We start from the raw sequence: 25086 nt of genomic DNA, 5'->3' as shown, positions 1-25086 counted from the left end.
AGGGTTAGCTTAACGGCACAATCTGGCCGTTAGCCTCTTCTAACACGCGACTGACCTGCTCATAGTTGGCACGGCCTTCGCCTTCGTGCGCTTCAATCAACTCCACCACATTCAGCAGCGTTTCCATGCCAAACGCCTGCTCATCCGTGGCAGTGAACGCCTGAATGTAGGCCTCGCCGTCGGCATTCCGGCCAAGTTTGATCGGTGCATCAATGATATTCACCTGCGTGCCGACCGGCACACGCCAGAAGACGGATTCAATATCTTCAGGGTGCATGCGAATACAGCCACGGCTGGCGCGCATACCAATGCCGTCTGGCTGGTTGGTGCCGTGAATCAGATAACCGGGGATATCCAACAAAATCGCGTACTGCCCCAGCGGGTTATCCGGGCCAGGCGGCACTACCGCCGGGGGGGCATCGCCACGCTCGGCTGCCTCGCGACGGATCGACTCAGGCGGATACCAGGCGGGGTTTTCCAAGCGCATGGTGGTTTCGGTAATACCCAGCGGCGTATTGTAAGCGTCGCGGCCAATGCCAATGGGGTAGGTTTCTACCCGAGGCGCTTCGCCATTTTCTACCTCGGGGTAGTAGTACATGCGTAGCTCGGCGACGTTAATCACAATGCCGGTGCGGGGTTCGTCGGGCAGTAAGAACTGGCTAGGAATGGTGACTTCGGTGCCTTCGCCCGGCACCCAGATACTGACATCCGGGTTGGCCATGCGAATTTCTTCGTAGCCCACGTTGTGCTCCCGGGCAATGTCCAGCAGCGTATCCTCTTCGCTGGCGGTGACGGTATAGACCTCGCCCACCATATTGCCCGCGTCAGGCAGTGAAAAGTGTCCTTTCGGCAGCTCGGCGTCATTAGCCAACGCACCGGTTGCCATTAGCCAAGTGCTTAGCGCCACTACGCCGCTGGCTAGATGCTGTTTCAACTGCTGAAACGGCAGTGAGGGGGCAGTCAGGGTCATGGGGTCTCCTTTATATGCAGCAACCGCTGTGCGGTAGGCCATAGTGGCTATGAATATGCCCAGCTACGGGCGGTGGGTCAATTCGCCAGACTGTCGCAGCGCTTTTAACGTCGCCGCTTTTCTTTCTTGATACTGATTAAGAGTTCGCTATTGAGATTGCAAAGCGCGCGCCAGCTCCTACCTTGAGAAGTGTCCTTGCACAGCGAAGTGCAGGGCAACGTCGGACAGTGAGAGGCGCCATTTGTGCGATGCACGCACACGCGGCGAGTCCTCCTCATCACCACGCAAGGAGCAATCTCGATGAAACCGATCTTTCTCAGCACACTCATCCTTCCCGCACTGATGGCCACTGCAGGCATTACTCAGGCCAGTGACAGTAGCAACGGTATGGAAGCCTCTTATTTAACCAGCGCACCGGACAACACCTTTCACTCTGATTCGCTGACGGGCAATCAGGTGCACAGCAGCGTTGAAAACGATGAAGACATCGGCACCATCAATGACCTGATCATTGATGAAGATGGCAAAATCAACGCCGTGGTTGTTGGTGTAGGTGGCTTCCTGGGGATGGGCGAAAAAAATGTCGCTATCGAATGGGACTCCCTGGAATTGACGAAAGGCGAGGACGATGAAGAGTACGTGATTTCCGTCAACGCTTCGGAAGAAGCCCTGGAGGAGGCACAAGAGTACGAGCGCGACGGCGACCTTCATACGGAGCGCGACACCGAGATGAACAATAGCGAAGAGAACGCTAATAACGTGAGCGAGACACAGAGCTAATCTGTACCGCCCATGGCTGCTTAGCAGTCATTGCTTGCAAAAAGGGCCTTGCCACTCGGCAAGGCCCTTTTCGTATTAACGGCAGCGCCATTCAACAATGCTGCCGAGCGCCGCTTTAAGGCAGCGCTCTGGGTATTAGCCTTTCAGCTTGGCAGACATGGTGATGTCAGCCTTGAGGACTTTGGATACCGGGCAGTTGGCCTTGGCAGTTTCAGCGGCTTCCTGGAAAGCAGCGTCGTCGGCACCGTTTATGCTGGCTTCCACGTCTAAGTGAATGCTGGAGATATCAAAACCTGCATCGCTTTGCGATAGCGTGACTCGTGCCTGGGTATCAATAGAGTCAGCGGTATAGCCTTTCTCGCCCAGAATCATCGACAGAGCCATGGAGAAACAGCTGGCGTGAGCGGCACCGATCAGCTCTTCAGGGTTGGTGCCGGGCTCGCCTTCGAAACGCTGCTTGAAGGAGTAACCTGCATCCAGTACACCGCTTTCAGTGGCGACTTTACCTTGGCCATCTTTCAGACCACCTTCCCAATGTGCGCTTGCTTTACTATCCATTCTGTTCTCCTTTCCTAGGGTAGTGTGCTTCTCGCAGGGTGAACGCAGTGTTACGTTCGGTGCTTACTCAGCGTAGCTGATTCTAGGCGGTGATTCTACGGCTCTCGTCTTACGGTGAGGTGACCGCAGCCAACGGGGGTGGTGTCTCAGATGCACTTGCCTGCAGCGACTCCATGGAGCGCTCTCCCCGCTCTTCCAAGGGCGCGCTGGCATCAATGGTCAGCTCTACTCGGCGATTGGCGGCACGGCCTTCCGGCGTATCGTTAGCGGCAAGCGGCCGCGTTTCGGCAAACCCTTGAATGAACAGCCGCTCAGGCGTGATCGCTCCGGAATTGGCCAGGACGTTGGCCACCGAAGCAGCCCGCATGGCCGACAGATCCCAGTTGCTACGGAACTGAGCGGTGCGAATGGGGATATTGTCAGTATGTCCGTCAATCGACACGGTGCCGGTTAACTCCCCCAGCAGCATGGCAAGCTCTTCCAAAAGGCTGGCAAACGCTGGAGTGACCGTGGCGGTGCCCGAATCAAAGGTGCCATTTTCGGCAATGCGCACCACCACGCGGTACTCATCCACCGTAATCTCCGCTACGCCTTCAGGCAGGGAAGCCTCTAGCAGCGACTCGACGCTGCCCGCCACCTGCAGGCTGCGCTGGCGCTGCTGGGTTTCCAGAATATTACGCATCGACTCAAGCTGAGGCTGCTGTTGCATGGTGCGCTGGCGCACCTCTTCTATCAGCGTGCGATCGGGCGTCGCTGGCGAGAAGTTTTGCATGACGGCACTGGTGCCCATCGGTATCTGCATCGCTTCGATGTCTCGCTGCACCCCGAACGCTTTGGAAAGCTCATCCGCTACACGACGAAACTTCTGCGCATCAATTTCAGCAAACGACAGCAGCAGAACAAAAAAGCACAGCAGCAGCGACATCAAATCAGCGTAGGTCACCATCCAAGCGGGAATATTGGTCTGCTTTTGTGCCATGGTTTATCGCTCGCTCGCCGCACTGCGCTCTTCGCTGGTCTCCGTCGAGCGATGCTCAGGCGGTAGATAAATCGTCAGCATTTGTTCAAGTACGCGCGGGTTTTTATCTCCCTTGATGGCGAGGATCGCGTCTATCCATAGCTCCTGCATTTTAGATTCTTGGTTCATGCGCACCCATAGTTTGTCGGCCAAGGGAGTGGCGATCATCGTGGCGATCATCGCGCCATACAGAGTGGTGAGCAGCGCCACCGCCATGGCCGGGCCGATCAAGGAAGGGTCGCCCATATTCGAGAGCATCTGCACCAGCCCCACGAGTGTGCCGATCATCCCCATGGCGGGCGACACTTCGCCAAGCGCAGAGAAGACCTGACCACCGGCCTCGTTGCGCTCTAGGGTCAGTAAGCGCTCCTTCTCCATCATCTCTTTGATCATATCGGCGCTAAAGCCGTCTGCCAGCATTTGCAGACCTTTCTTTAGAAACGGGGAGTTTACCTCACGGCTCTCTAAGGCAATCATGCCTTCTCGACGAGCCACTTTAGAAAGCTCCACTAACTCATCGATGCTCTCTTGAATACTGGGTAACTGAAACTTAAACGCCCGCGCTGCTGCTTTAAACGCAAACTTAAACTGGGTAATACTGAACTTAGCTAAAACAACAAATAAGCTTCCTCCAACCACTAACAGCAACCCGGTAGGGTTCATAAACACTTCCGGCGACGTGCCCATAATCACAGAGGCACCTACCAGCACGGCAGCTCCTACCAAGCCAATCAGCGTTGCGAGATCCACGGCGTTTCCTCAACGGGTCATCAATTGCAATCCTACGATTGGCTGAGACAGTAGAGACTCCCATCATAGGCGTCAACGTCAATTTAGTCACATGACAAATATTGACAATCCTATTTATCTCCTTGTAGCCACTTCGCTTTCATACGCTTTATGGATAAGCTGACGAGCACTTAACACTGCGTTTTTCCACGTAAGGACACACCATGTCATCGGCCGACGCACTGCGCCTTTTACTGCTTTCATCGTTATGGGGGCTGTCGTTTATTTTTATGCGCGTGGCAGCGCCAGAGTTTGGGGCAGTGCCGCTGGTATTAGTACGCATGGGGATTGGTGCCCTACTGCTGCTGCCACTGTTATTGAGCCTGCACTATTTACGCTTGATCTGGCAGCACAAAGGGCCATTGCTGCTGCTGGGTATCGTTAACCATGTGCTGCCCTTCTCGCTTCTAGCGCTGGCAACCACACGCCTGGAGGCGGGCTTTACGTCACTGATTAACGCCACCACGCCGATTTTTACCGCGCTGTTAGGGGCCGCCTTTTTTGCCACGCCCATACAGCGACAGCAGTACGTAGGGCTGGCACTGGCCCTGCTAGGCGTCTATATACTCTCAGCGAATCGGCTGGACTTCGGTTTAGGCGGCGACGGTTGGTTTATTATTGCCGTCTTAGGCGCCACGTTCTGCTACGGCATTGCAGGCAACTACTCGAAAACACGCCTTAGCCACCTGCCCACGCGAGTACTCGCCGCGGGCAGTAGCGCTATGTCGGCGTTGGTATTACTGATTCCCGGTATATGGCTATGGCCAAGCGAGCCGGTGAGCACACTGGCCTGGGGCAATGCCCTGGCGCTGGCCATGCTCAGCACCACGCTGGCGTTCCTACTTTACTTTGGTTTGCTCGCCAGCGCAGGTGCCACCGCCACCTCAACAGTCACCTTTTTGGTACCGGTGAGTGCGCTCCTTTGGGGCTACCTGCTACTGGATGAAACACTAAGCCTGCAAGTCGTGGCAGGCATGGTGATTACCCTACTGGGCACCGCGATTGCCACGAAGCTGCTGCGCTTTAGGCCTCGCGGGGCACTGCCGTCACCTCATCCCCCACACGAATAACGCCGCCATCCCCTGTTGTTAAGGTGGCATTTTGGCCGAAGTGAGCGCCCTTCAAATGGGGCTGGGTATTCAACGCTAAGAGCGTTTTTAGCGGCTCGGCTTGGGTAGGAACGGTGCCTGTTTGCTGGTCGACGGTGGTGATTTTGCAGCGCTGGCAGGGTTTGCGCAGAGTGAGCTGGTAGGTATCACTCTTGATAGCCACCCAGCGGTCTTCTTGCCAAGCGTCATCGCAGGCCACCACGATATTGGGCCGAAAGCGGTTCATAGGAACCGGCGTATTGCCTCCCGCGACCAGCGCACTGTTCAAAGCATCTAGCGAGCCGGTGGTGGTGATCAAAAAGGGGTAGCCATCGGCAAAGTAGGTGTGGGCTTCGCCCCCCGCCAAAAAGTCCTCTTCCACTGTCCGGGTGAACGTGGTGGCAAAGCGCACCAGGCTGATGCCTTTGGCCTGCTCGCCCAAGGCGGCTTCCAGCCACTCGGACACCGCTTCGCCCTCCGGCAGCGCTTTACAGTGATCGTCCCATACCGAGACCAGCCGCAGGTTGCCCGCAGGCTCTTCTAGCGAGATGGCGATCGGCTCAACGGTAGGGTGAGAAAGCACGAGCGAATCGGACGTTAACGCCACCGACACCGTCGCCAGAGCGGGCAACTGCCGCTGAGTGACAAAGCGCTGCTGGGCATCCACCAGCATCCAGCGACGATCCCAAGCGAGACCGTGGGTATGGATCTCGCTTTGGGTTACATCGATCCCCTGCAGGGATTTCACCGGATAAACCGTTAGTTGAGTTATCTTCACAGCGGCCTCTTAAGCTCAGGGCATAGCAGAATAAAACGCTAGCCTAACGAGGTTATCGTAAGCAGCCAAACAGTTTTTAGCATGGCTGTTATAGCGTTTTACCCGCCTCAATGCGATACCCCAAATCCAGCACCTTCTGCGTTAGCGCTTCACCGCGAATACGCGCCAGCAACGCCTTGGCCGCCGCCTCACCAATTGCCTGTCGGGGAGTCACTACACTGGCTAACCGTGGCGTCATGGCCTGCCCCACATCGTGGCCATGGAACCCAGCAATCGCCATTTTCCCCGGCACGTTAACGCCCTGGCGCAGGCACTCAAAGTAAGCGCCCACGGCAACGTCATCGTTAGTACAGAAAATACCGTCGGCTTCAGGGTAGTTGCTCTGAATTTCCTGCATGAGCGCGGCACCGACGGTGTAGGAGGAGCGCTGGCTGCTCTGCAGCGTTACCGGCGTTAGCCCCTGCTCTTCCATGGCTTGACGATACCCCTGTTCGCGCTGACGGGTACGCTCATCGAGCCGCACGGCAAGATAGATCACCTGACGACGTCCTCGGCGAATCATCTCGCTGACCATATCGTAAGCGGCACGGACGTTATCGTAGCCCACCGCCTGCTGCAGCGGTGGGCGGTGAGTATCCATAATTTCCACAATGGGAATACCCGCTGTTTCCAACATCCGCAGGCTGCGCGGGGTATGGTCACGGTCCGACAAAATCACGCCGTCAACGTTATACGACAGCAGCGAGGCAAGGCTGCGCTCCTCAAGCTCCTGGCTGTAGCCGTAGTGGGAAAGCATTAGGTGGTAGCCTGCTGGCTCGGTATAGGCTTCGATACCAACGATGACATCAGCAAATACTTGGTTGGTCAGCGAGGGCACCAACACACCAATGGAGTGACTGGTGGCACGGGATAGCAAGTCGGGGGCACGGTTAGGAATGTAGCCAATCTGCTCGGCGGTGCTAAAAATGCGCTCCCGAAGCCCTTCCGACACCGTCTCCGGGTCGCGCAAACAGCGGCTCACGGTCATTTTGGTGGCACCAACGCGATCCGCAATATCTTGTAATGTAGGGCGTTTTTTCTTCAATGGCGTCGCTGCCTTGTACAGTGGATGGCGCTCGGGCCCTACCATAGCGAATAGTAGGGCCCCTCGCCTATCCCTTCCTTTAGCCTAATGAGCGGCGCTGCTCGGGTACCAGCGTGGCGCTAAAACGCTCTACGATTACGGCGGGCGTAAGGCTGATAGAAAGCGTTACGGCTTCATCCGCCTGCGGTGGCTCCAAGTCGGCCAGTTGGCTGGCCAGCATGCTATCGCCTTTGAAAAAGTGCCCGGCGCGGGTTTCTAAGCGCTCGCGCAGCAGTTCATGGGAGCCTTCCAGGTAAAGGATACGCAGCGCACTATCCCCCTCTCTCAGGCGGTCACGGTAGCGCCGTTTCAGGCCGGAGCAGGCAATCACCACCGACGTATCTTGCGCCTTATACTCGGCAAATAGCCCAGCCAGGGTTGCTAGCCAGTCGCGACGGTCATCGTCGTTCAGCGGTGTACCGCTGGCCATCTTGGCTACGTTGGCTGGCGAGTGGTGGTCGTCGCCATCAATAAAGGTGGCTCCCATACTGGCCGCTAGCTGCTGACCAATGTGCGACTTCCCCGACCCTGACACACCCATGACGAGAATACGATGTGAGCCGTTATGAGCTGAGTAAGTAGTCACTCGCGACTCCTATCAGTTACCGCGAACGGCGGTGAGGTCAGGTAACCAAGTCACTATGCTTGGGAAGGCAATGAGCAGCACCAGCACGACCAGCAGCGCGGCGTAGTAAGGCAGCATGGCTTTGACCAGCGACTCCATGGAGACTTTGCCCACGCCACAGCCCACATACAGGCAGGTGCCTACTGGCGGCGTGAGTAGGCCAATCCCCAGAATAAAGGCCATCAGCACGCCAAAGTAGGCAGCATCAACGCCCACCGAGGTCACAATAGGCGCGAGCATCGGCGCCATGATCACCATGGCGGGCGTGAGGTCCATTACAAAGCCAACCAGTAGAAGGAGTGCCGCCACAATGAGAAGCAGCAGGAACGGCTCCTGGGTAATCGCCTGAACCTGACGCACCAGCGTTTGTGGAACCATATTGATGGTTAAGAACCAGGCAATGACGGTGGCAAAAGCCAGCAGCATCATCACCATGCCAGTGAGCCTAGCGGTACGAATCAGCATGCCCATGAGTTCGCTGAGCTTAAACTCGCGATACACCAGCAGAGAAATCGCTAACGAGTAGAGCAGCGCCGCCACGGCTGCTTCTGTGGCAGTAAACACGCCACCGATAATGCCGCCAATCACGATCACCGGCAGCACCAGGGCCAGCCAGGCGTCTTTAAAGGCTTTCCACAGCACGTCCCAGCGGAACTGGCGCACGCCACCGCCCTGCTTGTTAGCCAGAATATAGGTCGTGACCATAAGTGCAGCACCAATCAGCAGCCCCGGTACGATGCCGGAGATAAACAGGCGGCTGATCGAGGTTTCGGTGACGATGCCGTAAAGAATTAGCGGGATAGAAGGCGGAATAATGATCCCGATCACCGATGAGACGGTGTTAATCGCCGTAGCGTTGGCCGCGGTGTAGCCCTGCTGCTTCATGGAGGGAATCATCATCGAGCCGGTGGCCGCCGTATCGGCAACGGCTGAACCGCTGATACCGCCGAAAAACATAGACCCGGTAATGGCCACTTGGCCCAGGCCGCCGCGCATAAAGCCCACCAGCGCACCGGCTAGTTCCATCAAACGGCGTGCAATGCCGCCGTTACTCATTACTTCACCGACCAGAATAAAGAACGGAATGGCCAGCAGCGGGAAGCTGTTCACCCCACGAATAGACTGCTCAATCATGATCGAGAGCGGAATATCTGAGAGCACTGCCATGACCAGCGCCGCCACTCCTAAACCAAACGCGATGGGCAGGCCAATCACAATCGACACTAATAAAATGGCGAGAAAAATCCACAGCATGACGATTACTCCCCTTGTGCGTTGGCCGACTGGCCGTGTGGTTGAACAATAATGCGTACGCTCATCCATACCCGCCAAAGCGACACAGCGGCGATAAAGATGACGCAGAGCACGAGGGAAAGGCTGACCAAACTGAGAGGCACGCCCATAATCGCAGAGCGCCCGCTAGAGCGTGACAGCACTTGATAGCCGCCAAACACCATGACCAGCATAAGACCGGCAATAATCAGGTGCTGTAAGCAGTACAGCATGTGCGCAAAGCGCAGCGGCAAACGCCGCACCAGCGCATCAACGGCAATGTGCTCATAGCGGGCAAACGCGGCGGCGGCACCAATGAACACCAGCCAGATAAACAGCATACGCGCCAGCTCGTCGACCCAAGGCAGCGAGTGGTTAAACAGCGAACGGCCCACCACGTTGCTAGACACCGCCACAATCAGCGCCACTAAAATTGCGCCAATCAAATACTCCATGCCAAGCGTTAGCCAGCGAAACAGCGCCGGGCCTTGGCGTGTTTCGGTATCGATTTCCAGCAGCTTACGGTTGGGATCGTCTAAGTAGACCGACGGATCTTCCATCGTGGGCGCTGTTAAAGAGGATTCAGCGTGGGGAGGTGTTGAGGAGGGTGTCATAAGAACTCCAAGGGGCACTGACAAGTCGGGCAGGCACAATGGCCTGCCCGATGGTGCGCTAAACGGTGCGTATTAGTTGCTGCTGTCTTCTACGATCTGCTGAATTTCAGCGATCAGGTCTTCGCCGATGCGCGGCGCCCACTCTTCATAAACAGGCTGTACGGCTTCTTGGAAGGCGGCCAGCTGCTCATCGCTCAAGCGAGTGATCTGCATACCGCGCTCTTCTAGCTGATCCCGCGACCAATCATCGTATTCAGCAGAAAGCTGAATTTCGTACTCAGCGGATTGACGCGCGGCTTCCAGCACCAGCTCTTGATACTCAGGGGCCATACGCTCCCAAGTACGCTCAGAGAGCATCATGATGAACGGCGTGTAGACGTGGCGAGTTTCGGTGCCGTAGTCCTGCACTTCGTTGAAGTTAGAGGTCAGGATGGTGCTCCAGGGGTTCTCCTGGCCATCGACCACGCCCTGCTCCAGGGCAGAGAACAGCTCACCAAACGCCATCGGCGTGGGGTTAGCACCGAGTGCTTCCCAAATCGCCAGGTGCACTGGGTTCTGCATGGTACGTACGCTCAAACCACGCACGTCTAGGCCTGCCACGTCTTCCGGTGACTCCACCGGGCGCGCGCTGTTAGAGAGCTGGCGGTAGCCGTTTTCAGAGAAAGTGAGTGCCTTTAGGCCGGTGCCTTCAAAGCCATCCAGCATTTCTTGGGCAACGTCGCTCTGCATCACAGCAATGGCCGCTTCACGGCTGGGCAGCAGGAACGGTAGATCAAACGCCGACAGCGCTTGCACATAGCCTGTGGTTGCTGAGCTTGATGGATACGTCATGTCTAGCGTGCCGGTCTGCAGCATTTCCATCATCTGAACATCGTCGCCCAACTGGCTGTTGGGAAACACGTTGACCGTAATACGGCCATCGGTGCGCTGCTCTAGGATCTCGCCAAAGTACTGGCTGGAAAGAAACTGCGGAGAGGTTTCAGAAAGGCCAATGCCCATGCGTAGGGTGTGGCTGCCGTGGTCAGCTACGACATCCCCTTCAATGGCAGGCGGGTCAGAAAGCTCGGGGCTTTGGGCATGTGCCATGCCAAAAGTAAGGGTCGTTGCACCCACTAGGGTAAGCGTGCTGCGCCAAATCGCTGTCATGACGTGATCTCCAAACATTCATTGTTGTTGAGTGCTGAGTGATGAACTGCTGATTGCTGAGCGGTTATGAACGCTGCCGTGCTATCGCGCCTGTTACGTCGCTGTGTTACCGGTAACATTCAATAAGCGAAGGCTAGTGACCATTCGCTTAGGTGTCAAAGCAAAACTGCCAACTTACGACCAACGTCTAGGGATAGCCACTCACCGCCTAGCGCGCTACATTACCCGCTATGCATCTTGTCCTGGAGTCCACATGCCTGCGTTAGACCCTTGTAGCGAACTGGAGCTAGACCATCAGCTCTGCTTCGCCCTCTATTCAACATCGTTGATGATGACAAAAATCTACAAACCGCTTTTGAAAGAGTTAGGGCTTACTTACCCGCAGTACCTAGCCATGCTGGTACTTTGGCAAGAAGATGGCATTACCGTAGGGACACTCAGTAAGCGCTTACTGACTGATCCTGGCTCGCTGACCCCACTGCTCAAGCGTTTGGAGGCCGACCAGCTACTGCGCCGCCAGCGAAGCGTGCAAGATGAACGCGTGGTGGAGCTGTTTCTCACCGACAAAGGCCGTTCGCTGCGTGAGCAGGCGCGTCATGTCCCTAGCTGTGTGGTAAATGCCAGTGAAAAATCGGTAGAGGCCTTAACACAGCTAAAAGAAGACTTGGTTCAGCTACGCGATAGCCTGCAAAAAGCCAAGTAGTGTTACTCTCTTCCATGACGCTAAGTTATTTCCACCCATTTAACTTGCGCACAAAATAAAGCTGCACTAAATTAAAACAGACTGACCACACCAACGATTCACTGAACCAACGTCTTATTAACAGGAGACACCTTATGTCGATTGAAACGATTGCCTACCGTGCCCATGCTCACGCCACTGGTGGCCGTGAGGGCCATGCTAAATCTTCCGACGGCGCGCTGGATGTCAAACTGAGCACCCCGAAAGAGCTGGGTGGCGCAGGTGGCGAAGGCACCAACCCAGAGCAGCTATTTGCAGCGGGCTACTCCGCTTGCTTTTTGGGCGCGCTGAAGCACGTGGCTAGCCAAGAGAAAGTCACACTGCCCGCTGATACTCAAATTGATGGCAGCGTTGGTATTGGCGCCATTCCTACCGGCTTTGGTATCGAAGTCGAGCTGAAAATCAGCCTGCCGGGTCTGGAAAAGGACGCAGCTCAAGCGCTGGTGGATAAAGCCCATATCGTTTGCCCTTACTCCAACGCCACCCGTGGCAACATCGATGTCACACTGACACTGGTGTAAGCCACCTTTATCGCCGCCTTGCCAGCCTGCAAGGCGGCGGTTAATCGTTTTTCCTTTTGCCCTCCCCCCGTATTCTCCCTTTAGGGCCAGCATGGCCACTCGTTCTCTTTTCGTTTTTTCCCTGCGCATTTTTATTTAACGGACTAACGAACTACCCTTGTACCCAGGTTTTACGACCCCATAAAACAGAGACAACTCAGCAAGCTAGGCAATGGCACTGCTCTTTTTCACCTGTTCAACAGCGAGGCTACTATGAGCGATACGACCTATACGCCACCACGGGTTTGGAAGTGGGAGCCGGGTAACGGCGGTAAGTTTGCCAACATCAACCGTCCTGTGGCGGGCGCAACCCATGATAAAGCGCTGCCGGTGGGCAAACATCCCTTACAGCTTTACTCCTTAGCCACGCCCAACGGTGTGAAAGTGACGGTGATGCTGGAAGAGCTGCTGGAAAAAGGCATTGCAGCAGCCGAGTATGATGCGCACCTGATTCAAATCGGCGAAGGCGATCAGTTTGGCAGCGGTTTCGTTGAGGCTAACCCTAACTCTAAGATCCCGGCGCTGATGGATCACAGCGTGAACCCGCCCCAGCGGGTGTTTGAGTCAGGGGCTATCTTGCTCTATCTCGCCGAAAAGTTCGGTGAATTTTTGCCAACAGACCCAGCCAAGCGCACCGAGTGCCTCTCTTGGCTGTTCTGGCAAATGGGCAGCGCTCCCATGCTGGGCGGCGGTTTTGGTCACTTCTACGCCTATGCACCAGAGAAGTATCAGTACCCGATTGACCGCTACACCATGGAAGTAAAGCGCCAGCTAGACGTGCTGGATCGCCACTTGGCCGACAACCGCTTTATGGCAGGCGATGAGTACACCATTGCCGATATGGCGATTCACCCCTGGTACGGCGCGCTGGTCAAAAATCGCGTGTATGAGGCCGCTGAGTTCCTCGAGGCGCACACCTACACCAACGTGCTGCGTTGGACCGAAGAGATTGATGCTCGTCCAGCGGTTCAGCGGGGCCGCATGGTGAACCGCACCTGGGGTGAGCCCAGCGAGCAGCTTCACGAGCGCCACGACGCCAGTGACTTCACTGAAAAAACCGAAGATAAGCGTTAATTCGCGTATTAGGAAAACGTACGATGTTCGATCCGAAATACGCCCAGCTGATATTTTCATGCCTGATGGCACTGTTTATGTCATGCATTATGTCGCTGGTCATAACGCTGTATAACGTGGGGCTTGTGGAAGGGATCGTGGTGATTTGGCTCAAGGCGTGGCTGTTTGCCTTTGCCGTCGCGCTTCCGGTGATCAATTTGGTCGCCCCCATCGTGCGGCGGTTGGTGAAGCTACTGATCAAGCGGCCGCACTAAGGTCGTCCACTCACTGAGTCCCATCAACCAAACGGGGCCTGCTCATCGCAGGCCCCGTTTGTTATGTCATGATGCGTTAAAACTGATAGCGCACGTTGGCCGTAACGCTGCGACGGTCGCCGTAGCCACAGTCACCACCGTCATAGCGGCACCAAGAGATGTACTCTTCATCAGTGGCATTTTTCAAGTCTACGGAGAAGTCCCACTCACCCAGGGTATAACCCACCATCGCATCATACAGCGTGCTGGAAGGCACCACCGGCGCACCGCCAGAGCCAACGTTGTCGCCGACATAACGAACGCCCGCCCCAATACGCCAGTTACTACCAACATACAGGCGGTTCCACCAGGAAGCCTGCTCTTCAGCCACATACGGTAGGCGTATGCCTGTACCGTCGTTAGTGGCGTTCAAGTTGGTATACGCGACTTGGGTTTCAAATTGCTGCCAGCGCTTATTTACCTGTAGCTCCCAGCCATCGACCACGGCACCCACTTGCTCGACGCCGCCCGGAGTAACGCCATCGCTAATGCGGTTTTGCTGAGTAATATCAAAGTACGCCGCGCTCACGGCTAGGGATTGATCTGGGGATACGTACTTAAAGCCAATCTCCTCCTGGTCGCCGGTGGTGGGCTTCAAGGGGCTTGGATTGGCCGTACCGTCGGTGCCCAGGTTCATGGCGAACGCTTCGGAGTAGCTGACATAGGGTGAGAAGCCGTTATCGAAGCGGTACATCAGCCCCAGCCGGCCGGTGGTTTCACCTTCATCACTCACCGTATCGGGGCCAGACAGCGCCAGCGTGCGATTCTCTGCCCAATCACGGCGCAGGCCCGCTGAGACGACCACTGGCCCTACTTCGATATGATCCGCCAGATACACGCCGACTTGTTCAATCTCATTATCCGGGCGGTCAGTGGGGTTCAGCGAGCCCAGCTGAAGATTGCCATACTGAGGGTTATAGACGTTGAACTGCCCGCCTCCACTGGCCACTGAACTGTAGTTATCCTGAGACCAGCGAGCGTCCTGACGGTCGATACCCGCCACCAGCGTATGTTGGGTATTGCCAAGCGCAAACACGCCTTCCAGGCGGGCATCCATATTGAGAATGCGCGTCTGGGCATCGGCCATAAAGATGGTGCGGTTCACATTGCCTTCAGCATCGGGCACGCTGGGGATATCCACCCAGTGCTCACGGGTTTCGGTGCTGGAATCGGTATAGCGGGCGGTGGCAGCAAATGCCCAGCTGTCGTTGAGCTGGTGATCAACAAACAGCGTGGTTTCGGTCTTTTCCCGGTCGTAGCGGTCCCAGCCCGGCTCGCCAACAAAGCGCTCCGAGCCAATAAAGCCCAGTGAACCCGACTCTAACGTGCCCGCCTGGGGAAGAAACTGTGCCGATACCTGGCCTTTGTTTTCCTGGCGGTTAAGCAGCAGCGTAATGTTGGTGGCGTCGCTGGGGCGCCACGTAAACGACGGTGCAAACAGGTAGCCATCATCTTCCACATGATCCACCTGAGTGTCGCTGTCGCGGGTTAACGCCACGAGGCGATAAAGAAAATCGCCCTCTTCATCGGCCGCCCCGGTCACGTCCAACGCCAGCTGCTTGCGGTCGTAGGAGCCGTACTGCGCCCACACCTCACCGCTGCGCTCCTCTTGGGGTAGTTTAGAGACACCGTTGATAATACCGCCCAAATCCGCTTGGCCGTACAGCATGGAAGATGGCCCGCGTAGCACCTCCACGCTCTCCAGCGCGTAGACGTTGGTGCGCACGGTGTTGTAGGAGCCGTACACTTGGCGCAAACCATCCAAATAGCGGCCTGCATCAAGCCCGCGCACTTTAGCGCTGTCGCCACGAGTGTCGAACCCGAAGTTGCCCGCATACACGCCGGGGGTATACAGCAGCGCATCTTGAATGGTTTTGGCACCGCTATCCTGAATAAACTCTTGGTCAATCACTGACATGGAGTAGGGCTGCTCGGCCAGCGGCACATCCAGCTTGCCTACAGACGGCTCACGCTCAGCATCGCTGTATCCGTAAAGACCCGCCGATTCAGCGGTGACTTCAACCGTATCCAGATTGACGCTGCCCTCTTGTGCATAGACTACCGGCACAGCAGCAACGGAGGCTAAGGCAACCGCGACGCTCAGCGTGCGCAGTCGAAAGGTAGGTACAGGTTTCATCGTGTAAGATCCCAGAGCGAATATTAATGTTAATGATAGTAATTTTTATTCGCGAAAATATAAGGATCTACACCGAGAATGTCAACGAAGGCGAAAGGCTAGTTGAACCCGAAAGGCAGGTACGTTAAGTGCAAACGCTTATTCATTAGCGTGCCGCCTATCGATGATAGACAGACGGCACCAAGTCGCGCTATTGGTGATTCGAGTGGGGAAATTACTGCAGGCGGGAGTTATTCAGGGCGTAGTTCCACACCCGGTAAAAGTAGAAAATATAGCCAAGCCCCAGGGTAAGAAATGAGATCACCATCCACAGAATAATATGGCCCACATTGCTGAAGATATTGATATCGCAAACCATTTTCCGTTCCACACCGGTAGCGTTATCCACCACGCTGGTGCGGTTGATCACGAAGCGAGCGAAGGAGTAAGGAAAGAAAAACAGCGCAATGCCAAAGGTAATAATGGTGAGCAACACCCAGATGAGCAGGTGGCCAATAATATCTAGAATCGAGAGGTCAGCTTTAATGTTCACAGGTCGCCCTTACGTGTTAAGAAAGGGGCGCAGATTACCACTGTGCTCGCTGCCCGTGAACGGCCAGCAGGTGAAGCCTGCGCTTTAAGGGCCGCCCACCCCTGCTAAGCTGGATTCATCTTCCCCTTCCCCGCGCTTCACCACGCTCAGCGAACCGTCGGTTTCCAGCACCACCGCCTGGGCAGCCTCTAAACGTAAAAGCCCGCTGCTGCGTACGGCAGAACGCACTTCATTTTGAGTCACCCTCGCTTTCCTTAGCGACGCTTGCAATAACTCCCCGTCATACAGCAACAGTATCGGTTCTCCCGTAACAAGCCGCTTTACCCAGCTGACACGCACGCTCAGCCACGTAATGATGAACTGCAGGGAAATCAACAGCCCTAGTGCCAGTGCTCCCTCCGCCAACGCCACGTCTTTCGATAGCAGTACGGTGGCAAGCGTAGAGCCCAAGGCTACGGTGACAATCAGATCAAAAGCGTTCATTTTGGATAGCGTGCGGTTACCGGAAATGCGCAAAAACAAAACCAGCACTGCATAGGCAAGCACCCCCACCACAAGGGTGCGGGCCAAACTATCCCAACTGCTAAAAAAGATCATGTCCATATGTGCTCACTCCTGAATGATGAAAGAGACATCTCTTCCATCGCTCAGGGTAGCAACCATAGGTTAGGAGTGCGACGCCCACCACTGGGCATACGAGCTATTGTGTGGGGCAAGGCCACCCTCATCCGGCGCGCCGTCTTGCCACCAAACCGGGCCACGCTCACCTAGCGCCTCTTTGGCTTCCTGCACGGCCTCACGCGCTTGTCGCAGTGCCTCTTTATCATCTTGCTGTTGGGCTGTCCGCACTGCCCGACGGGCTTTCATCAGCGCTTTAACATGGCAGCGTTTTTCTTCGTCCGTCAGGCGCGGGTCCGTGCAGCGCCATAGCTGATCTTTGGCGATAAAGTAGCGGCCATCCGGTGTATGAGGGTACTTATTTGCCATCTCGTTTCACCTTACTCAGCCGCTAGCCGCTGCGTATATTTAATGTTGATTAATGACTTAGAAGCGTTTGGTCAACGTTAATGCGCCAAATTTATCCTGCTCATCCTGACCCTCAAATTCGCGGGTACGCTGAACCACCGCGTAGGTCACCTGCCAATCTTCCCAGGCCAGCGCTAACCCAGCAGAGGCTTCAGCAATCCATTCGTTGCGATCCACCGAGTGACTATCGCGGAAGGTATTGCCATCTAGCGTCAGGTTTTGCGCCATGTAGTACCCTTCCACATTCGCGAACAAGTACCACTGCCAGCCACTGGTACCGTTAATGTGATGGCGGCTGCCAGGGTTCGGCGTCAACGTGGGAATACCTTGGGCATCATCCCCCCAGCGAACGCTATAACCCGCACTGGCATAGGTATGCAGATTACCCAGTGCGGCACCTACGCTGGGGCCGTGGGAGAACTGTTTACCTGCCAAGGGAGTATCGTGCCACCACTGGCGGCGCATGGTCAGGTTAAGGATAGCTTCATCGCCTAGCTGGTTTCTCCAGCCACGCGGTCGGTCGCTTTCCGTCACGCGGTGCACTTCTCGCTGAATGCTATCCGCCTGCGAGGAAGGACCTACCAAGCCAACATCCAAATGCAGGTCGGTGGCCTGCTGCCAACGGCCCATCGGCTTATCTTCATAAAGCGACACACCGCCATACACTAAACCCGCATAGGGGCGATCATCTTCAATCAGCTCGCGGCGCTCAATCACATTGGGGGTATAAATTTGGTGCACTAAGCGGTAAGAGGCGCGATCGGCCTGGCTGATAATGCTGTCAGGCAACGCAGCCGCTAAACGCTGTGTCCAGCTTTGCGGTTCGGGGGTAAACATCCAGTTCAGTTCGAAGCCACTGGTAAAGTGGCCGTCATCACTGCTGGCGAGTCCATCGTTTTCATGCTTAATGGAAAGCGCACTATCGTCGGCGGACGCAATAGCGGGCAGCAGGCTGAACGGTAATACAAACGGCAGCACGGCTTTGCAAAAGATGGCTTTAGGAGATTCATCTCTGCGATGAGAGGCAGACGGCGTCATGGCTCATTCCTTGAGTTGAGAGCTGGGCAGGTAGGCAGCTTATTAGCAGGGGGGCAACAAACATTGCTGATTGTATGTAATCATGCAAATAGATAGCAAGCTACTTTATGTAATGCACTGTTCAACCTGGAAACACTTCCCTGTGATGACGAACTGGCGGCCAGTTCGTCATTTAAAAACTAGCACATGAATGCCTATCGCTCCCGCAATAACCACTGCGGAGTGATCTCGTGCTGGCCGTTTTCATCGGTGATAAACAGCGAACCATCGCTAATCATGACCGCCCAGTTAATCGCCCGCGGTAGGTTTGCTGCCACGGTGGCCAGTGCCTCTTGGGGCAGCCCTGCCACGTGAACATTTTTCAAGGAAGCGACGGCGGGCAGCACCTTGCTTTCCCAGATATCCACGCGGCCATACGCCAGCAGCGAGACCCGCTCAGCGCGGCGCGAACACCAGGTTAAGCGCTCGGCATCGGGCAGGCCGACTTCTATCCAGTGCAGCACTCGGCCATCCAGGCTTTTTTCCCAAAGCGCAGGCTCGTCTACGTCTGATAGCCCACGCCCAAATGCCAGCGATTCGCTGTACCAGAGGATATAAGCAATTAGCCGCGAGCACAGACGCTCTTCCGTTTCAGAAGGGTGGCGAGCCACCGTGAAACGCAACGTCTCATAGACGTTGCGGTCCAGGTCGGTCAGGTTAACGTCGACTTTATAAGGGGTCGCACTTAGCGCCATAACATGAATCTCAACATTCTCTAATGATATGCGCGCCAGTGTAGCGGATTTGCGTGATCACCGCGCAGCCATCCATACACTGCGCACTAGCCTATCGCGCGTTCGTCGCTCAGCAGGGTGGCATGCTTCACTGCTTCTGCTTCATGCATCGGCTCACGCCATGTCTCTTTCAGCGCAGCGGCATACCAATCTTGCATGGCGGGCAGGGCTAACAGGCGTTGCACATAAGCAAGGGAGGCTTCACTTAGCGGCAGGTTGAAGGTTTGTATCCGAAACGCCACGGGGGCGTAAAACGCGTCCACCGCAGTAAAACGCTCACCTGCCAGAAACGGGCCGCCAAAACGCGCAAGCCCCTCCTGCCACAGCGCATCTAAACGCGCCAAGTTGCTTTTCAGCCCTGGGGAGAGCTCGTCCATCGCCACGCGCACGCCACAGTTCATGGAACACTCATCCCGCAACGCACCAAAGCCGCTATGCATCTCGGCACTGGCGGAACGCGCCCAGGCCCGCGCCGCGCGCTCTTCAGGCCACACATTCGGGTGTTTTTCCGCCGCATACTCGACAATTGCCAAGGAATCCCACACGGCCACGTCGTGTTCGCTATCGACCAAACACGGCACTAAGCCCGACGGTGAAAAGCGCTTAAACGTGGTGTGGCTCTCCCCAAAGCCACCCTCAAAAGGCATTAAATGCTCGTTAAAGGGGATCTCCAGCGCTTTGAGCAGCACCCAAGGGCGCAGCGACCAGGAGGAGTAATTCTTGTTAGCGATATACAGATCGAACATGCCGCACTCCTTGTAAGCCATAAAAAAAGGGCGGCGCATCCGCCACCCTTCTTAACTTAAACTTAATAAATACAATTTAGAAGTTGGGTTTACGCTTCTCGACAAAAGCGCTCATGCCCTCTTTCTGCTCTTGGCCTGCAAAGCAGAAGGCGAACAGGCTGGTTTCTAGCGCCAGGGCGCTGTCTAGGTCTTGGTCCATGCCGTCGTGAACGGCTTGTTTGGCTCCGCGGACCGACTGCGGCCCGTTGCCCTTCAGCTGTTTGGTAAGCTCTTCAACATAGCTCTCAAGCTCTGCCTGGGGCATTACGCGGTTAACGAGACCAATGCGCAGCGCTTCGTGGGCATCGATTTTGCGCCCGGTAGTGACCAAATCAATCGCCATGGCGGGGCCGACTCGGCGCGGCAGACGTTGGGTGCCGCCAAAGCCAGGAATGACACCTAACAGGACTTCCGGCTGGCCGAAGACAGCGTTGTCGCTGGCGACGGCCCAGTCGCAGGCCAGCGCCAGTTCGCAGCCGCCGCCAAGGCAAAACCCGTTCACCAGCGCGACCACCGGCACGGGCAGCGTTTCAAGTCGCTTGATGGTACGCAGCGCTTGGCTGGCAAATGCGCGGGCTTCTTCAGGGGTTTTATCCCGCATTTCGGTGATATCTGCCCCGGCCACAAAGGATTTTTCCCCAGCGCCGGTAATCAATACCGCCCGCAGGTTGGGGTGCGCTTCAAGCTCGACTAAATGCGCTTCCAAAGCGCTGAGCACGTCGCTATTCAGCGCGTTCAGGGCTTTGGGGCGATTAATGGTCAGGCGCACTACACCGTCGTTATCAACCTTCTCGATCACTGCGTCGCTCATGGTGGCTCCTTGATTGTTATTGCGCTTGTGAGTGATGACCACTCAACCCTAGCGAACGCTTGGTTGGGTGGCAATCACTTCTTTTGTCGCGCTTCAATCCGGCAGTTGGCTATTCGTAGATATAGAACCCACGGCCACTCTTACGGCCCAGGTAGCCTGCAGCCACCATGCGCTTGAGCAGCGGGCAGGGGCGATATTTGGGGTCGCCAAAACCCTCCTGCAGCACGTCCATAATCGCGAGGCATACATCCAGGCCGATCAAATCCGCCAGCGCCAGCGGCCCCATGGGGTGGGCAGCACCCAACTTCATGGCCTCATCGATGGCTTCCGGCGTGGCGGTGCCTTCCTGCACGATAAACGCGGCTTCGTTGATCATCGGCACTAGCAAACGGTTCACAGCAAACCCAGGGGCATCCCCCACTGGCACCGCAGTTTTACCCAGCGCTTTGGCCAGCGCTTCAATGCGCTCGACGGTGGCATCCGAGGTTTGCTCGGCACGGATCACTTCCACCAACTTGAGTACCGGCACGGGGTTGAAGAAGTGCATACCCACTACTCGCTCAGGGCGCTCGCATACAGCGGCCAAGCGGGTGAGAGACAACGAGGAAGTGTTAGAGGCCAGAATGGCATCGCTGCTCAGATGGCTGAGATCGCGAAACAGCTTCTCTTTCAGCGCAGGCTGCTCGGGGGCGGCTTCGATAATCACGCTGCAGTCGCTGAGCGCATCTAGCGCCGTGGTGGTAGAGAGTCGAGCGAGTGCTTCTTGCTTGCCCTCTGCGGTCATCTTCTCTTTGGCAACAAGCTTCTCAAGCCCTTTATCGATGGCTCCTTTGGCGCGGGTGAGCTGCTCGTCGGCGACATCGTACAGCCGAACGTTAAAGCCGCTGGCGGCGACCACTTGGGCAATGCCCTGCCCCATGGTGCCTGCGCCTACCACGCCAATCCGTTGTTCGCTCATTGCTGTTCCTCTGACTGGTGCTGTTTGGCTTCTTCGCGCAGCACGAATTTTTGAATTTTGCCCGTCGATGTTTTCGGCAGCTCGCTAAAAATCACCGTTTTGGGCACCTTAAAGCTCGCTAAGTGCTCACGGCAGTGGGCGATGATATCCGCCTCGGTGACTTCGCCGTAGCCGATTTTTAACTTAACAAACGCGCAGGGCGTTTCGCCCCACTTTTCGTCAGGCTTCGCGACGACTGCCGCCTCTTCAACCGCTGGATGGCTGTAAATGGCATCTTCCACTTCGATGGTGGAGATATTTTCACCGCCGGAGATGATGATATCTTTCGAGCGGTCTTTAATCTCGATATAGCCATCGGCGTGCCACACCGCTAAATCACCGGTGTGGTACCAGCCGCCCTCTAGCGCTTTTTCCGTCGCCTCGGCGTTTTTGAGATACCCCTTCATCACGTTGTTGCCGCGCATCAAGATCTCGCCCATGGTTCGGCCATCTTTAGCGACGGGTTCTAACGTCACCGGGTCGGCCACGCAGAGCGCTTCCAGCATGTGGTAGCGCACGCCTTGGCGGGCCTTGATTTTGGCTCGGGACTCCAAGGGCAGCTCGTTCCACGCCTCGCGCCAAGCGCATACGGTCACCGGGCCGTACACTTCAGTAAGCCCGTACACATGGGTCACTTCAATGCCGAGCTTTTCTACCCCGGCAATCACCGAGGCGGGCGGCGCGGCGCCGGCGGTGGTCACCTTCACCGGATGATCGAACACCCGCTTTTGATCGGCCGGCAGGTTCACCAACCCATTGAGCACAATCGGCGCACCGCTAAAGTGGGTGACGCCCTCTTCGGCAATAAGGTCGGTGATGCGTTTGGGATCGACTTTGCGCAGGCACACGCTAACGCCCGCATTGGCGGCAATGGTCCAAGGGAAACACCAGCCGTTGCAGTGGAACATCGGCAGCGTCCAGAGGTACACCGGGTGATGGGGCATGGCCCACTCGAGAATATTACTCACCGCGTTCAGGTAGGCACCGCGATGGTGATACACCACGCCCTTGGGCTTGCCGGTGGTGCCGGAGGTGTAGTTCAGCGAAATCGCCTGCCATTCGTCGCTGGGCAGCCGGTAGGCGTAATCCGGGTCGCCCTCGGCCAGCAGCGCTTCGTACTCCAGCTCGCCAATGCCTTGGGTTTCTCCCAAAAACTCTGGGTCGGCTACATCAATAATCAGCGGCTTGCTTTCCAACTTGGCAACCGCCGCTTGAATCACCTCGGCAAACTCAGGGTCTACTAGAACCGCCTTAGCTTCTCCGTGGGCCAACATATAGCTGATGGCGTCGGCATCGAGGCGAATATTGAGCGTATTCAGCACGCAGCCCGCGAGCGGCACGCCGAAGTGCGCCTCAAACATCGCGGGAATGTTGGGCAACATGGCCGCCACCGTTTGCCCAGGTTGAATGCCACGCTTTTCAAGAGCTGAGGCTAACTGGCGGCAGCGTGTCCAAGTCTCGGCCCAGGTGCGGCGCGTTGCGCCATGCACTACCGCGGGGTAATCCGGATAAATGGCCGCCGAGCGCTCAATGAACGTGAGCGGTGAGAGCGCCACATGGTTGGCAGCGGTGGGTGGTAAGTCTTGTTCAAAGATGGAGGTCATGATCGATTCCTGCACTCTCGGTTTTATTATTGACGATTCTATTATGAGCGACGCTCGCGAATGGGCGATGCCTAATGAACACCGCCGCCTAAAAGGCGGCGGCAAGGTTAGTGAGCGACGTGGCTATCAAACTGGCTAAAACACTGCCAGCCAGCCTCAATGACGGCACGCTGAGCGCGGCCCACCGGCAGCCATTGGTGAATGACAAACTCGGCGCTGCTCAGTTTGGCACGGTAAAACGGCTCATCGCTGCCGTCTTTTAAAGCCTGTTGAGCGTGCAGAGCCGCGATGCCCATTTGCCAAGCGCACAGCACGTGCCCGGCAAGGTTCAACAGCGGCGTGGCGTACGCCTGCACGGCATCGGGGCCGTGCTCGGGGTCACTGCCCTGCTCCAGTACCAGAGCCATGGCGGCGCGCAGGTCGTCAGCACCGGCGGAAAGCGCACTTCCCAAGCTGGCAAGCGATGCGTCACCCCGCAACGCTTCAGCCGTTTTATGCACGTCATCCAGCAGTGCAGAGAGCGCCGCGCCGCCGTCTCGTTGCAGTTTGCGGCCTGCTAAGTCCAGCGCTTGAATGCCGTTGGTGCCTTCATAAATAGGCGCAATGCGCGCATCCCGCAGCAGCTGGGCCGCGCCGGTCTCTTCCACGTAGCCCATGCCGCCGTGTACCTGCACGCCCATGGAGGCGATATCCACCGCTTGGTCAGTCGAGAAGCTCTTCACAATCGGAATCAGAACATCGGCACAGGCTTGGGCGGCTTGGCGTTCGGCGTCGCTCTCGGCACGGCGGGCGATATCTAACTGCCCGGCACAGTAAAGCGCCAGCGCACGCAGCGCATCGGTACGGGCACGCATAGAGAGCAGCATACGGCGCACGTCAAAGTGGTCGCTAATGGTGCATTCACTGCCGCCCCGCTGTTTGGGCGAGCGGCCCTGGGTGCGGTCGTGGGCGTAGGCAAAAGCGTGTTGGCAGGCGCGTTCGGCCACGCCAATGCCTTGAATCCCGACTTTATGGCGTGCCTCGTTCATCATGGTAAACATATGGTTCAGGCCGCGGCCCTCTTCCCCCACGAGGTAGCCTACGGCACCGCCATTTTCCCCAAAGCTCAGCGTACAGGTGGGCGAGCCGTGAATGCCGAGCTTATGCTCAATGGAGGCGCAGGTGACGTCATTTCGCTCGCCAAGCGAGCCATCGTCGTTCACCAGAAACTTGGGAACTAGGAACAGGGAAATACCCTTATTACCTTCCGGGGCATCGGGCTTACGGGCAAGAACGAGGTGAATGATATTCTCAGCGGCGTCGTGTTCGCCCCAGGTGATGTAGATCTTTTGGCCGCTGATACGGTAGTGCTCGCCTTCCGGAACGGCTTTAGTGCGCACTTTGGAGAGGTCCGACCCCGCTTGGGGTTCGGTGAGGTTCATGGTGCCCGTCCAGGAGCCTTCAACTAACTTGGGCAGGTAGGTCGCTTTTAAGGCATCGCTGCCGTGATGGGCCAGCGCCTCAATGGCACCGGCGGTGAGCATCGGGCATAGCCCTAACGCCATGTTCGCGCCGTGCAGCATCTCCTGCACCGCGCTGGCCACCACTTCGGGTAGGTTCTGCCCGCCCAGCTCTTCAGACACGCCAATCCCGTTCCAACCGCCCTCAACATAGGCGTGATAGGCGGCGGCAAAGCCTTCTGGAGTAGTCACGCTGCCATCGGTATGGCGCTTAGCCCCCTGGCGGTCGCCCGTGCTGTTGAGCGGGCCCCAAACGTCGCCCGCCAGTTTCGCAGCCTCTTCCAGAACGGCTTCAACGAGGTCCGGCGTCGCCTCTTCAAACCCCGGCAACGCTAGGGAGCGGTGCTCCAACATCTCTTCGAGCACAAAGCGCAGATCGCGGACCGGCGCGGCGTAATAATTCATGGCAAAACCTCAGGCAAATGCGGTGAAATAGTAAAAACACTATCGCCGA

General features: G+C 56.7%; 27 protein-coding genes. 6 read left to right on the top strand and 21 right to left on the bottom strand.

Features of this window, described 5'->3' with window-relative positions; translation table 11 throughout:
* Positions 1–4 precede the first annotated feature (4 nt).
* Entirely contained in the window at positions 5–970 is a 966-nt protein-coding gene (locus R0J87_RS05350; protein WP_498884831.1) for a L,D-transpeptidase family protein, read from the bottom strand.
* A gap of 300 nt (positions 971–1270) precedes the next feature.
* Here R0J87_RS05350 and R0J87_RS05345 point away from each other — a divergent pair, with 300 nt between their 5' ends.
* Positions 1271–1750, top strand: a complete 480-nt coding sequence (locus R0J87_RS05345) for a PRC-barrel domain-containing protein (protein WP_498884830.1) — start codon at positions 1271–1273, stop codon at positions 1748–1750.
* A gap of 135 nt (positions 1751–1885) precedes the next feature.
* Here R0J87_RS05345 and R0J87_RS05340 read toward each other — a convergent pair whose 3' ends face one another.
* The 3 genes from R0J87_RS05340 to R0J87_RS05330 all read right to left on the bottom strand — a co-directional run bounded on the left by R0J87_RS05340 (position 1886) and on the right by R0J87_RS05330 (position 4076).
* The gene (locus tag R0J87_RS05340) at positions 1886–2308 is read right to left on the bottom strand and encodes an OsmC family protein (protein ID WP_498884828.1); all 423 of its coding nucleotides are present in this window, start codon (positions 2306–2308) and stop codon (positions 1886–1888) included.
* 109 nt (positions 2309–2417) lie between these two features.
* Entirely contained in the window at positions 2418–3287 is an 870-nt protein-coding gene (locus tag R0J87_RS05335) for a MotB family protein (RefSeq protein WP_498884827.1), read from the bottom strand.
* A gap of 3 nt (positions 3288–3290) precedes the next feature.
* Positions 3291–4076 carry a MotA/TolQ/ExbB proton channel family protein gene (locus R0J87_RS05330; RefSeq protein WP_404345091.1) on the bottom strand — a complete coding sequence of 262 codons (786 nt, stop codon included), beginning with the start codon at positions 4074–4076 and terminating at the stop codon, positions 3291–3293.
* Between the two features lie 203 nt (positions 4077–4279).
* Between R0J87_RS05330 and R0J87_RS05325 the strand changes: the two genes are divergently transcribed.
* Entirely contained in the window at positions 4280–5185 is a 906-nt protein-coding gene (locus tag R0J87_RS05325) for a DMT family transporter (protein ID WP_498884825.1), read from the top strand.
* Here R0J87_RS05325 and R0J87_RS05320 read toward each other — a convergent pair.
* The 6 genes from R0J87_RS05320 to R0J87_RS05295 all read right to left on the bottom strand — a co-directional run bounded on the left by R0J87_RS05320 (position 5139) and on the right by R0J87_RS05295 (position 10761).
* Entirely contained in the window at positions 5139–5981 is an 843-nt protein-coding gene (locus R0J87_RS05320) for an MOSC domain-containing protein (RefSeq protein ID WP_498884823.1), read from the bottom strand. The genes R0J87_RS05325 and R0J87_RS05320 overlap by 47 nt on opposite strands.
* Positions 5982–6069: 88 nt before the next feature.
* Complete coding sequence (gene gntR / locus R0J87_RS05315) at positions 6070–7065, bottom strand: gluconate operon transcriptional repressor GntR (RefSeq protein WP_404345088.1); 996 nt, start codon at positions 7063–7065, stop codon at positions 6070–6072.
* 79 nt (positions 7066–7144) lie between these two features.
* Positions 7145–7645, bottom strand: coding sequence for a gluconokinase (locus R0J87_RS05310; RefSeq protein ID WP_498884962.1), 501 nt, complete (start codon positions 7643–7645; stop codon positions 7145–7147).
* Between the two features lie 57 nt (positions 7646–7702).
* Positions 7703–8983, bottom strand: a complete 1281-nt coding sequence (locus R0J87_RS05305; protein WP_044627905.1) for a TRAP transporter large permease — start codon at positions 8981–8983, stop codon at positions 7703–7705.
* A gap of 5 nt (positions 8984–8988) precedes the next feature.
* The gene (locus tag R0J87_RS05300; protein WP_498884821.1) at positions 8989–9615 is read right to left on the bottom strand and encodes a TRAP transporter small permease; all 627 of its coding nucleotides are present in this window, start codon (positions 9613–9615) and stop codon (positions 8989–8991) included.
* Between the two features lie 72 nt (positions 9616–9687).
* Positions 9688–10761 carry a TRAP transporter substrate-binding protein gene (locus tag R0J87_RS05295; protein WP_498884819.1) on the bottom strand — a complete coding sequence of 358 codons (1074 nt, stop codon included), beginning with the start codon at positions 10759–10761 and terminating at the stop codon, positions 9688–9690.
* A gap of 253 nt (positions 10762–11014) precedes the next feature.
* Between R0J87_RS05295 and R0J87_RS05290 the strand changes: the two genes are divergently transcribed.
* From R0J87_RS05290 to R0J87_RS05275, 4 genes are all read left to right on the top strand, one after another.
* On the top strand, positions 11015–11464 hold the full coding sequence (locus R0J87_RS05290; RefSeq protein ID WP_498884818.1) for a MarR family winged helix-turn-helix transcriptional regulator: 450 nt from the start codon (positions 11015–11017) through the stop codon (positions 11462–11464).
* A 134-nt stretch (positions 11465–11598) separates the two neighbouring features.
* The gene (locus R0J87_RS05285; RefSeq protein WP_498884817.1) at positions 11599–12024 is read left to right on the top strand and encodes an organic hydroperoxide resistance protein; all 426 of its coding nucleotides are present in this window, start codon (positions 11599–11601) and stop codon (positions 12022–12024) included.
* A gap of 252 nt (positions 12025–12276) precedes the next feature.
* Positions 12277–13137: a glutathione-dependent disulfide-bond oxidoreductase gene (yghU, locus tag R0J87_RS05280; protein ID WP_404345083.1), complete on the top strand. Its 861-nt coding sequence runs from the start codon at positions 12277–12279 to the stop codon at positions 13135–13137.
* 23 nt (positions 13138–13160) lie between these two features.
* Positions 13161–13391, top strand: coding sequence for a DUF2798 domain-containing protein (locus R0J87_RS05275; protein ID WP_498884816.1), 231 nt, complete (start codon positions 13161–13163; stop codon positions 13389–13391).
* Between the two features lie 76 nt (positions 13392–13467).
* On the opposite strand, the gene R0J87_RS05270 is transcribed toward R0J87_RS05275, so the two are convergent.
* From R0J87_RS05270 to R0J87_RS05220, 11 genes are all read right to left on the bottom strand, one after another.
* A complete protein-coding gene (locus R0J87_RS05270; RefSeq protein WP_498884815.1) occupies positions 13468–15567 on the bottom strand; it encodes a TonB-dependent siderophore receptor in 2100 nt (699 codons plus the stop codon).
* Positions 15568–15781: 214 nt separating this feature from the next.
* On the bottom strand, positions 15782–16099 hold the full coding sequence (locus R0J87_RS05265; protein ID WP_044627911.1) for a DUF6693 family protein: 318 nt from the start codon (positions 16097–16099) through the stop codon (positions 15782–15784).
* Between the two features lie 84 nt (positions 16100–16183).
* A complete protein-coding gene (locus R0J87_RS05260; RefSeq protein ID WP_498884814.1) occupies positions 16184–16702 on the bottom strand; it encodes a DUF421 domain-containing protein in 519 nt (172 codons plus the stop codon).
* Positions 16703–16765: 63 nt separating this feature from the next.
* On the bottom strand, positions 16766–17086 hold the full coding sequence (locus R0J87_RS05255) for a hypothetical protein (RefSeq protein ID WP_498884813.1): 321 nt from the start codon (positions 17084–17086) through the stop codon (positions 16766–16768).
* A gap of 57 nt (positions 17087–17143) precedes the next feature.
* Complete coding sequence (locus R0J87_RS05250; RefSeq protein ID WP_498884811.1) at positions 17144–18163, bottom strand: lipid A deacylase LpxR family protein; 1020 nt, start codon at positions 18161–18163, stop codon at positions 17144–17146.
* A gap of 194 nt (positions 18164–18357) precedes the next feature.
* On the bottom strand, positions 18358–18897 hold the full coding sequence (locus R0J87_RS05245) for a YaeQ family protein (protein ID WP_188637953.1): 540 nt from the start codon (positions 18895–18897) through the stop codon (positions 18358–18360).
* 86 nt (positions 18898–18983) lie between these two features.
* Positions 18984–19682, bottom strand: coding sequence for a glutathione S-transferase family protein (locus R0J87_RS05240; protein ID WP_498884808.1), 699 nt, complete (start codon positions 19680–19682; stop codon positions 18984–18986).
* A 76-nt stretch (positions 19683–19758) separates the two neighbouring features.
* Positions 19759–20532: an enoyl-CoA hydratase-related protein gene (locus tag R0J87_RS05235; protein WP_188637950.1), complete on the bottom strand. Its 774-nt coding sequence runs from the start codon at positions 20530–20532 to the stop codon at positions 19759–19761.
* Between the two features lie 109 nt (positions 20533–20641).
* A complete protein-coding gene (locus R0J87_RS05230) occupies positions 20642–21538 on the bottom strand; it encodes a 3-hydroxybutyryl-CoA dehydrogenase (RefSeq protein WP_399842436.1) in 897 nt (298 codons plus the stop codon).
* Positions 21487–23133 (bottom strand): acyl-CoA synthetase, encoded by a 1647-nt coding sequence (locus tag R0J87_RS05225; protein ID WP_498884806.1) that lies wholly within the window; start codon positions 23131–23133, stop codon positions 21487–21489. Before R0J87_RS05225 ends, R0J87_RS05230 begins: the two co-directional genes overlap by 52 nt.
* A gap of 107 nt (positions 23134–23240) precedes the next feature.
* Positions 23241–25037 carry an acyl-CoA dehydrogenase gene (locus tag R0J87_RS05220; protein ID WP_498884804.1) on the bottom strand — a complete coding sequence of 599 codons (1797 nt, stop codon included), beginning with the start codon at positions 25035–25037 and terminating at the stop codon, positions 23241–23243.
* Positions 25038–25086: the final 49 nt, after the last annotated feature.

This window comes from Halomonas sp. SIMBA_159 (assembly GCF_046536035.1).
GTDB lineage: Bacteria > Pseudomonadota > Gammaproteobacteria > Pseudomonadales > Halomonadaceae > Vreelandella > Vreelandella venusta_A.
Note: the sequence above shows the minus strand (reverse complement) of the source record. Positions and strands in the feature narration are given on the sequence as shown.